We start from the raw sequence: 9,034 nt of genomic DNA, 5'->3' as shown, positions 1-9,034 counted from the left end.
GGGTGGCGGTGGAGGCGTCGTCGTGGCGGCCTGCTGCTGCACGTAGCACGCCTTCGCCACGTAGGGCAGGGGGTCGCCGAAGCTGGCGTTGCTGCAGGCGACGCGGCCGGTCATCTGTTTGCTGGCGAATGTCGAGTTGGCGCCGTACTGCACCACCGCGGGTGCGGACAGCGTGAACTGCTGGTCTTCGTTGGCGACCTTGATCCAGCTGGCATCGAGTTTCCTGAGTGGCTGGCCTTCCTTGCCCGGAACCGTGTCAGTGGCCGGTGTGGGTTCCGTCGGGGTCTGCGACGCGGGCAGCGAATCGCCGCCTGATTGCGAGACACCGAAGCCACCGCTGGCGCCGCTGCCGCCACCTCCACAGCCCGCGAGCGCACCGGCCGCGACGAAGAGCAGAAGCGCATGTTTGTCGATCTTTCTCACACCGAATCTCCTGAATCAATCTGTTTGGGCAAAAGAAGTCCCTTGCGCCGCATGAAGCGCAACAAAGAACTCGACGAAGGGGGGTGGAAGGGGAGCGTCTGCTCTCGGAGAGAGGCTGGCGGGATATGGCACGTCAACCGTGCTCGACCCTGCTCCATGCGTGGGGCCTGAGGTGGCCGGTGATCGACATCAGCAGGATTGCAGCGACAGCCTCTTCGTCCTCGGCGAGAACGCCCACGTGCCGCCTTCCTCCTCGCAGGCCTGCTGCGATGCCGATCAGGGGGTACGCGCTAGGCGGCGATGGCGCCGAAGAAACTTCGAAGCTTGGTCTTGACGCGTACGCCGATCGGATTGCGCCGGGGCCGTGCGGTGACGGGCGTGTAGACCTGCGTGCCGGCCCAGGCACTTTGCTGCAACGTCGAATCGAGATCCCGTGCAGTGGGTGCGTTCAGCATCACCGAGGCGAGGAAGGCCGATTGCCCGGCCGCCTTGGAGGCCTCGCTCAGCGCGATCCAGCTGGCGGGGCGATGATCCCCCGGCAGCGCGCCGAGGTGCCCCAGCAGCGAACGGCTCACCTCGAGCAGCGCGCTGGCAGACGTGAGGCAGAAGTACACGGCACTCGGCGCCGGTGATTGCCCGGCGTCCGGTCTGTCGAAAGGAAGGGGGAGGGAGTCGTCGTACGGCAGGCATCGATGTGCCTTGGCCGGTTCCTGCAATGCATGGAGCAACTGATCGATCTCATGCAATGCGCGCTGCATGACTTCAGTCTCGAGCGGGGTACTTATCACGGCGAAGCTCCTGGGTCCACGCGAGACGGTTCTGGAATCGAGCTGCGTGGTGGGTCTCGCGCCATCACCAGCTTGTGTCCAGTTTTGCTTTTTGAGCCGCGAGCAAATAGGCCCGGAGGAGCCAAGAATGTGGCGCCCGAGGAATCAACCGTGAGGATCAGGTGCGTGGTACCGCCCGGGCATCCGCGTGGGACCATGCGTCGGGAAAATCCGTGGCTCTACGCATGCGCCGTCGTGGATGGCGTGCCGTTCAGAGGGGGTTGGCCCGTTGGCTCGCAGGATTGATCCCCGTCGGGTTAATCCTTTGTGCAAACGCCCGCCGGGGCCGCGGCAGGGGAAAGCTAGATGAGCTTTTCCTCGGGCGTCGAGATCTTGCGCAGCGGGCTGTGGCGCGTGGCCGGCATCTTCAGCGGGTGCTCGGCGTAGGTGTCGTCCCAGACCGGGTCTTCAATGCTGTCGAATACTTCGCGAAGTTTCTGGCCCCAGCTGTTGTGCACCATGCGGTAGTAGGGGTTGTCGGCGTCGATGCAGACCACCTTGTCGGTCTCGAGCCGGTTGGCCTCGTACACCACCAGGTCCAGCGGCAGGCCGACCGAGAGGTTGGACTTCATGGTCGAGTCCATCGACACCAGCGCGCACTTGGCGGCTTCGTCGAGCGGTGTGTCGGGCGTGAGCACGCGGTCGAGCACGGGCTTGCCGTATTTGGATTCGCCGACCTGGAAGTAGGGCGTCTCGCTGGTCGCTTCGATGAAGTTGCCGGCCGCATAGACCAGGAACAGGCGCATGCCCTCGCCCTTGACCTGCCCGCCGAAGATGAAGGAGACGTTGAACTCCAGCCCTGCATGCTTGAGCGCCTCGGCATCGCGGTCGTAGACGTGGCGCACCGCCGAGCCCAGCACGCGCGCGGCATCGAACATGCTCTTGGCGTTCCAGATCGTGATGGGCTGGCTCTCTTCGCCGTCTTCGCGCACTTCGTGCAGTTCTTCGATCTGAAGGATCTCGCGCACCGACTGCGAAATGCTCAGGTTGCCGGCCGACAGCAGCACCATCACGCGGTCGTTCGGCTGCTCGTAGACGATCATCTTGCGGAAGGTGCTGATGTGGTCCACGCCCGCGTTGGTGCGGGAGTCGGAGAGGAACACCAGGCCGGCGTTGAGTTTGATGCCTACGCAGTACGTCATGAGGTCGTCTGGCGCGGAACGGGTCACGCCCCGTGTTCGCGCGCGTGAAGTTTTTTGAGTGTGTAGAGGGCTTCGAGCGCGTCGCGCGGGCTCATGGTGTCGGGGTCGAGCGCGGTCAGCGCGGATTCTACGGCGCTCACCGCCGGTGCCTGCGCTTCCGGCGGCGGTGCGAACAGGTCGACTTGCGCGCGCGTCTGCTGCTGTTGGCTCTCGAGCGCTTCGAGCGCCTGGCGCGCATGGTTGACCACCGCGGCCGGCATGCCGGCCAGGCGCGCGACCTGGATGCCGTAACTCTTGCTGGCCGGGCCGGGCTGCATCTCGTGCAGGAACACGATGTCGCGGCCCGCCTCGGTGGCGCTCACGTGCATGTTGACCGCGCCATGGTGGTTGGCCGGGAACTCGGTCAGTTCGAAGTAGTGGGTCGCGAACAGGGTGAAGGCGCGCGTGCGGTCGTGCAGCTGCGCCGCGATGCCGGCGGCCAGCGCGAGGCCGTCGAAGGTGCTGGTGCCGCGGCCGATCTCGTCCATGAGCACCAGCGAGTGCGCGGTGGCGCCATGCAGGATCTGCGCGGCCTCGGTCATCTCGAGCATGAAGGTCGATTGCGCATTGGCCAGGTCGTCCGCCGCGCCAATCCGGGTGTGAATGGCGTCGACGGGCCCCAGCCGGCAGGCGGCGGCCGGCACGTGCGAACCGATCGAGGCCAGCAGCACGATGATCGCCACCTGCCGCATGTAGGTCGACTTGCCGCCCATGTTGGGGCCGGTGATCACCTGCATGCGTTGTTGGGGCCCCATGCGGGTGTCGTTCGCAATGAACGCGCCCGATGATTTTTCGGCCAGCCGCGCTTCCACCACCGGATGGCGGCCCTGCTCGATCTCGATGCACGGGTGGCCGACGAAACTGGGCGCGCGCCAGTGCAGCGTGTGCGACCGCTCTGCGAGGGCGCACAGCGCATCGAGCGCGGCCAATGCGCCGGCCAGGCGGGTGAGGGCGGGCACCGAGGCCTGCAAGACATCGAGCAACTGCTCGTAGAGCCATTTTTCGCGCGCCAGCGAGCGGTCTTGCGCCGACAGTGCCTTGTCCTCGAAGGCCTTCAGCTCGGGCGTGATGAAGCGCTCGGCGTTCTTCAGCGTCTGGCGGCGGCGATAGTTGTCGGGCACTTTCGACAGCGCGCTCTGCGTGACCTCGATGTAGAAGCCGTGCACGCGGTTGAACTGCACCCGCAGGTTCGTGATGCCGGTGCGCTCGCGCTCGCTGGCCTCCATCTGCAGCAGGAAGGCGTCGCTGTTCTCGCTGATGGCGCGCAGCTCGTCGAGCTCGGCATCGTGCCCGTTCGCGATCACGCCGCCGTCGCGTACCAGGGCAGACGGCTCGGGGTGGATGGCGGCCGCCAGCAGCTCGACGCAACCCGGCGGCGGCGCGAGTTGCGCGGCCATCTGCGCCAGCAGCGCGGCATCGGCCGTCGACAGCGCCGGTGCCAGTTCCTCGGCCTTGGCCAGCGCCATGCGCAGCGCCAGCAGCTCGCGCGGCCGAACCTGGCGCAGGGCGATGCGCGCGGCGATCCGCTCCACGTCGCTGGTGTTCTTCAGGCGCTCGCGCAGCGCGCGCCAGGGCGTCGCGGTGGCGCCGGAAGGTGCCGTCTGCAAGGCAGCGATCGCTTCGAGCCGTGCCTGCGCATCGGCACGATCGCGCCGCGGCGCCAGCATCCAGCGCTTGAGCGCGCGGCTGCCCATGCCGGTCATGCAGGTGTCGAGCAGCGAGAAGAGCGTCGGTGAATCCTCGCCGCGCAGGGTCTGCACCAGCTCCAGGTTGCGGCGCGTGGTGGGCGGCAGCTCGATCAGTTCGCCGTCGCGTTCGACCGAGAGCCGCTGCACGTGCGATAGCGCGCGGCCCTGCGTGTGTTCCGCATAGCCGAGCAGCGCGGCCGCGGCCGCATGCGCATTGGCAAGCGATTCGGCGCCCCAAGCCGCGAGGCTGCCGCTGCCCAACTGCTCGCACAGCTTGCGCTCGCCGAGGCCGCCGTCGAACTGCCACGCGGGCCGTACCGACAGCGTGAAGGCGCTGCCGTTGCGCGCACCCTTCAGCCGCTGCTCGAAACCGGGCGTGACCTCGGCACTGTAGAGCAGCTCGCTCGGCGCGATGCGCGCGATCCAGGCTTCCAACGCATCGGTCGGGCATTCGGCCAGCCGCAGCTCGGCGCCGGTGACGCTGAGCCACGCCAGGCCGCAGAAGTTGCGTGGGCCGGCATGCACGGCCAGCAGCAGCGAATCGCTCTTGTCCTGCAGCAGTTCGGAATCGGTGAGAGTGCCGGGCGTGACCACCCGCACCACCTTGCGCTCCACCGGCCCCTTGGCTGCGCCCACCTCGCCGACCTGCTCGCAGATCGCCACCGATTCGCCCAGCTTGATCAGCCGCGCCAGGTAGGTGTCGACCGAGTGGAAGGGCACGCCGCACATCACCACCGGCTGCCCGGCCGACTGGCCCCGCTGCGTCAGCGTGATGTCGAGCAGGCGCGAGGCCTTCTCGGCGTCGGCATAGAACAGCTCGTAGAAATCGCCCATCCGGTAGAAGAGCAGCGTGTCGGGATGGTTCGCTTTCAAGCCCAAATATTGGGCCATCATGGGCGTGTGAGGGGCTGTCGCGGGGAGGGTCATCAAGCGGAACGGATGCGAAGGCGCGGCCGGCGGTGCGGCGGGCCCTGCATCATAAAGAACGCGATGGCCATCGCGGCAATGCGCGTCAGCCGATGGCCAGCCTCACGGGTTTGCCGATCCGGCTCAGCATTTCAACCAGCGTGTCGATGGTGAACTTGGCGGTTTTCCGGTTCACCACGTCGGACACGCGCGGGCGCGACACCATGAGGATTTCGGCGGCCTCCGCCTGCTTCAGGTCGTGCGCGGTGATCCAGGCCGAGAGTTCGTCCATCAACTGCTGCTTGAGCACCTTCGTGTCGTTGATCTGTTTCCGGGACGCAGCCTGCAGGCGCCTGGCTTCTTCGGGCGAAAAACCCAGCTCGCGAAAAAGATTGGCGCCCGGCCGAGTGACATGGCGAATGTCGGTATCGATGTTGATCATCTTGGTGTCCTTCCTGCGGCCACCGCACGGTAGCGCGCCGCTGCGATGTCCTTGTCCTGCCGGCTGGTCGTCTGCGTCTTTTTCTGGAAGCAATGCAGGACGTAGATGGCTTCCTCGAACCTTGCAACGTACATCACGCGATAAATGCCATTGGCGTCCCGCAGGCGGATTTCCTTTGTGCCGGGGCCGACCTCATTGAATGGCTTCCAATCCGACGGATCGAGTCCACCCTGCACCTTTCGCAGCTCGAAGCCGGCTTCCCGACGCGGGCTTGCTGGAAACCCAAGCAGATCTTCGTACGACGATCCAACCCAGCGAATCTCTTTGTCTTCCATCTTTTCTCCCTGTATAAAATTTTATACGGGGATTCAAATGCAAGACAAGCATGCACGCGCGGCTCGCGGGAAGCTGGAAGCAAGAGGAGGGAGCAGGTGCCTTCGAACTCAAACCTGCCCGCGCCGCCGCCGCGCCACGCGCACGGCGTCCACCCAAGTGTCGATGTTGAAGCGCTGGCCCGATTCGGCGATGCGGGCGCCGGTGATGGCGTGCAGGGGGATGCGGTACATGTCGCCGGGCATCTCGCCGTGGCCGGTGAGCACCTTTTTCTGGATATCCAGGTGCTGGACCTGCATGGTGCATTCGGCCTTGCGGCCGTTGGGATCGACGTAGCGCACGCGGATGCGCGGTTGCTCGTCGACGATGGAGTGCTCGCCCTTGCCCTGGATGAACCACTCGGGCAGGGTGTCGGGCGCCGCGTCGTCGGCCTGGTTGAGGCTGCCGCGCACGGTGGGAATCTCCAGCGGCACGTGGCCCGAGCGCACGCGCGCGGCGGCGATCCGGCGCTCGGTCTCGCGCCGCTCGGCGAGCCGGGCCCAGGCCATCCACATCACCAGGAACAGCAGCAGCACCCCCGCGACCAGGGCGAGCAACTGCCAATTCGCGAGTCCGACGTTCATCAGAGAGCCCCCCGCCATCATCACTAGTCCTTAAGTATTCAAACTTAAATTCTGGTGTTGCAGAGTGGGGGTGTCAAACCGTCGCGCGGCATAGCGCGTTCGGCCAGTTGCGCGACGCGGGGCTAGCCCGCTAGCGTCTCAGTCCTCGTGGGTATCGTGGGTGGCCGCCGTGCCGCGTCGCCAGTAGCCCGAGGCGCGAATCCACTTGGGATTGGCGCCGCGCTCGTCCACCAGGAAAACACGTAGGGCCTTGGCGGCGGCCGATTCGCAGGCGATCCAGGCGTGGAAATCGCCGGCCGGAAGGGTGAGTGACCGCAGCCTGTCCAGCAGCGGATGGGCGTCCGCCGCGCTCCCGCGATGGACCCAGTGCAGATCGAGCCGTGCGCGGGTCGGCAGCGTAATGCGGTCGGATTCGCCGTCGACCTCGGCCAGCACCACGGCACGTGCGCCTTCCGGCAGCTCGGCCAGCCGGCGCGAGATGGCCGGCAACGCGGTGTCGTCGCCAATCAGCAGGTGCCAATCGAAGCCGGTCGGCACGATGAAGGAGCCGCGCGGCCCGCCCACGCCGAGGATGTCGCCGACGCGGGCGCGCTCGGCCCAGCGAGTGGCGGGGCCGGCTTCGTGCAGTGCGAAGTCGAACTGCAACGTGCCGGCCGCGGCGTCGTGGTTCAGCGGGGTGTAGTCGCGCATCGCGGGCTTGCCGCCAGGGGGCCACACCGGGCCGTCGGGGCCGGCGGTGGGCAGCGTCAGCTGGCCGGTCTGCTCGTCGGGAAAGAAAAGCTTGGCGTGGTCGTCGAAGCCGGGGCTGGCAAAGCCTTCGAGCTGGTCGCCGCCGAGCGTGATGCGCACCAGGTGCGGCGTTACGCGCTCGGTGGCGCGCACCTCGAGCCGGCGGAAGCGCAACGCATGGCGCACGCGGCGGGGCAGGCGGTCGGGCAGGTCGGTGGCAGAGGGAGATGTGGTGTCGGTCATGGATGTCAGATCTTTTCCAGTTGCTGGGCGGCGCTGTCGAGCACCGCGGCGAATTCGTGGGCCTGTTGTTCGGTGAGGGGTTCGCGCGCGAGGCGCAGGCGCATCGCGAGCTTGAGGTTCTCGATGGCGCGGACGACCTGCGGCGGCCGGCCGGCACGGGGGCCGGCGCCGTCGACGCCGCCTTCCATGCGGGCCATCATGTCGTCGGTGGCCTGTCGGTTGGAGGCCAGGAATTCGCGGCCGGCGTCGGTGACGGTGTAGCGCTTGCGGCTGCCGCCCTCGGCCGTATCGACGCCGACGTGCCCGAGTTCTTCGAGCAGGGTAAGGGTGGGGTAGACGATGCCGGGGCTGGGGCTGTAGCGTCCGCCCAGGCGTTCTTCGATGAGCTTGATGAGCTCGTAGCCGTGGCTGGGCTTGTGGGCGATCAGCTGCAGCAGCACGAAGCGCAGCCCGCCGTGGCCGAAGATGCGCCCGCCGCCGCGGCTGCCCCGGCCGCCGCCGAGTCCGTCGCCATGGTCGCCGCGGGGGTGGCCGTGCAGGAAGCGTGGGTGATGGTGAGTGTGCATGGAGATGCTTTCTTGAATATGTCGGATAGACAAAAGATATATCTAAATTATGTCGAAGTCAAGCGCGTGATGAGTGAGCGTGCGCGTGCGCGGCAGGTCCGCCGATGAGTTCATCGCGCCAGACCTACGTCGGCCGCATCAACCGCGTGATCGACCACATCGACGCGCACCTGGCCGACCCGCTGGACCTCGCCACGCTCGCCGACGTGGCTCACTTCTCCGCCTGGCATTTCCACCGCGTGTTCCTGTCGATGACGGGCGAAACGCTGGCCGACCGCGTGCGGCGCCGCCGGCTCGAGGTGGCGGCCGCGCGCTTGCTGGGCCTGCCGCCCGAGCCTGTGCTGGCCATCGCGCTCGATGTCGGCTTCGGCTCGGCGCCGGTGTTCACGCGCGCCTTCAGCGCGCACTTCGGTACCACGCCGACGCAGTGGCGGCGCGGCGGGTACCGCAGTTGGGCCGAGCGCCATCGCATCGCGCTCAGCAAGATTCATCAAGCCGACCGCAAGTCGCATCAAGCCGTGATGGAGGCTTTCCGACAGGATGAGCGTTCGTGGCCGCGGGGCCACGTGCCTCAACCAGGAGACAGCGACATGAACGTGGAACTCAAGACCTTGCCGCCGGTTCGCGTGGCCTACATGCGCCATGTGGGCGCCTATGGCGACTCCGGCATCACGCGGCTGTGGCAGCGCTTCGCCGCGTGGTGCGGCGAGCAGGGGCTGATGACGCCGCGCCGCACGATGTACGGCATCAGCTACGACAACCCCGACGTGACGCCGCCGGAGAAATGCCGCTACGACGCGTGCATCGAAGTGGACGACGCCTTCAAGGCCGGCGGCGAGGTCGGCGTGCAGACCATCGCGGGGGGGCGCCATGCCTGCTGCGAATTCAGCGGCCCGCCGACCGAGATCCACCAGGCCTGGATGCGCTTGTGCGACTGGCTGCCCGACAGCGGCTGGCAGGCCGCCGACGGCCCACCGCTCGAAATCTACGGCCCCGACTTCGTGATGGACGAAAACACCGGCGCTTTCGCTTGCACGCTGTGCATGCCGGTGCGGCCGCTGTGAGGCCTGGTC

At 67.1% G+C, this 9,034-nt stretch carries 9 protein-coding genes and 1 pseudogene; 1 reads left to right on the top strand and 9 read right to left on the bottom strand.

Annotated elements, in window-relative coordinates:
• The 9 genes and pseudogenes from B0W80_RS11450 to B0W80_RS11410 form a co-directional block, all read right to left on the bottom strand.
• Positions 1-423: pseudogene (locus B0W80_RS11450) on the bottom strand (hypothetical protein); the annotation flags it as partial.
• Positions 424-713: 290 nt separating this feature from the next.
• Positions 714-1,211, bottom strand: a complete 498-nt coding sequence (locus B0W80_RS11445; RefSeq protein WP_143684579.1) for a hypothetical protein — start codon at positions 1,209-1,211, stop codon at positions 714-716.
• Between the two features lie 341 nt (positions 1,212-1,552).
• A complete protein-coding gene (locus B0W80_RS11440; RefSeq protein ID WP_076999255.1) occupies positions 1,553-2,392 on the bottom strand; it encodes a proteasome-type protease in 840 nt (279 codons plus the stop codon).
• Between the two features lie 23 nt (positions 2,393-2,415).
• Positions 2,416-5,046: a DNA mismatch repair protein MutS gene (mutS, locus tag B0W80_RS11435; protein WP_076999254.1), complete on the bottom strand. Its 2,631-nt coding sequence runs from the start codon at positions 5,044-5,046 to the stop codon at positions 2,416-2,418.
• Between the two features lie 85 nt (positions 5,047-5,131).
• Positions 5,132-5,464: a helix-turn-helix domain-containing protein gene (locus B0W80_RS11430; protein ID WP_076999264.1), complete on the bottom strand. Its 333-nt coding sequence runs from the start codon at positions 5,462-5,464 to the stop codon at positions 5,132-5,134.
• Positions 5,464-5,802 carry a type II toxin-antitoxin system RelE/ParE family toxin gene (locus B0W80_RS11425; RefSeq protein WP_076999253.1) on the bottom strand — a complete coding sequence of 113 codons (339 nt, stop codon included), beginning with the start codon at positions 5,800-5,802 and terminating at the stop codon, positions 5,464-5,466. Before B0W80_RS11425 ends, B0W80_RS11430 begins: the two co-directional genes overlap by 1 nt.
• Positions 5,803-5,910: 108 nt before the next feature.
• On the bottom strand, positions 5,911-6,423 hold the full coding sequence (locus tag B0W80_RS11420) for a hypothetical protein (RefSeq protein WP_076999252.1): 513 nt from the start codon (positions 6,421-6,423) through the stop codon (positions 5,911-5,913).
• A 138-nt stretch (positions 6,424-6,561) separates the two neighbouring features.
• Complete coding sequence (locus B0W80_RS11415) at positions 6,562-7,395, bottom strand: siderophore-interacting protein (RefSeq protein WP_076999251.1); 834 nt, start codon at positions 7,393-7,395, stop codon at positions 6,562-6,564.
• 5 nt (positions 7,396-7,400) lie between these two features.
• Positions 7,401-7,961: a PadR family transcriptional regulator gene (locus tag B0W80_RS11410; RefSeq protein ID WP_076999250.1), complete on the bottom strand. Its 561-nt coding sequence runs from the start codon at positions 7,959-7,961 to the stop codon at positions 7,401-7,403.
• Positions 7,962-8,065: 104 nt separating this feature from the next.
• Here B0W80_RS11410 and B0W80_RS11405 point away from each other — a divergent pair, with 104 nt between their 5' ends.
• Positions 8,066-9,025, top strand: a complete 960-nt coding sequence (locus B0W80_RS11405) for a GyrI-like domain-containing protein (protein ID WP_076999249.1) — start codon at positions 8,066-8,068, stop codon at positions 9,023-9,025.
• Positions 9,026-9,034: the final 9 nt, after the last annotated feature.

The sequence above is a fragment of the Variovorax sp. KK3 genome, assembly GCF_001984055.1.
Classification (GTDB): domain Bacteria; phylum Pseudomonadota; class Gammaproteobacteria; order Burkholderiales; family Burkholderiaceae_C; genus Variovorax.
Note: the sequence above shows the minus strand (reverse complement) of the source record. Positions and strands in the feature narration are given on the sequence as shown.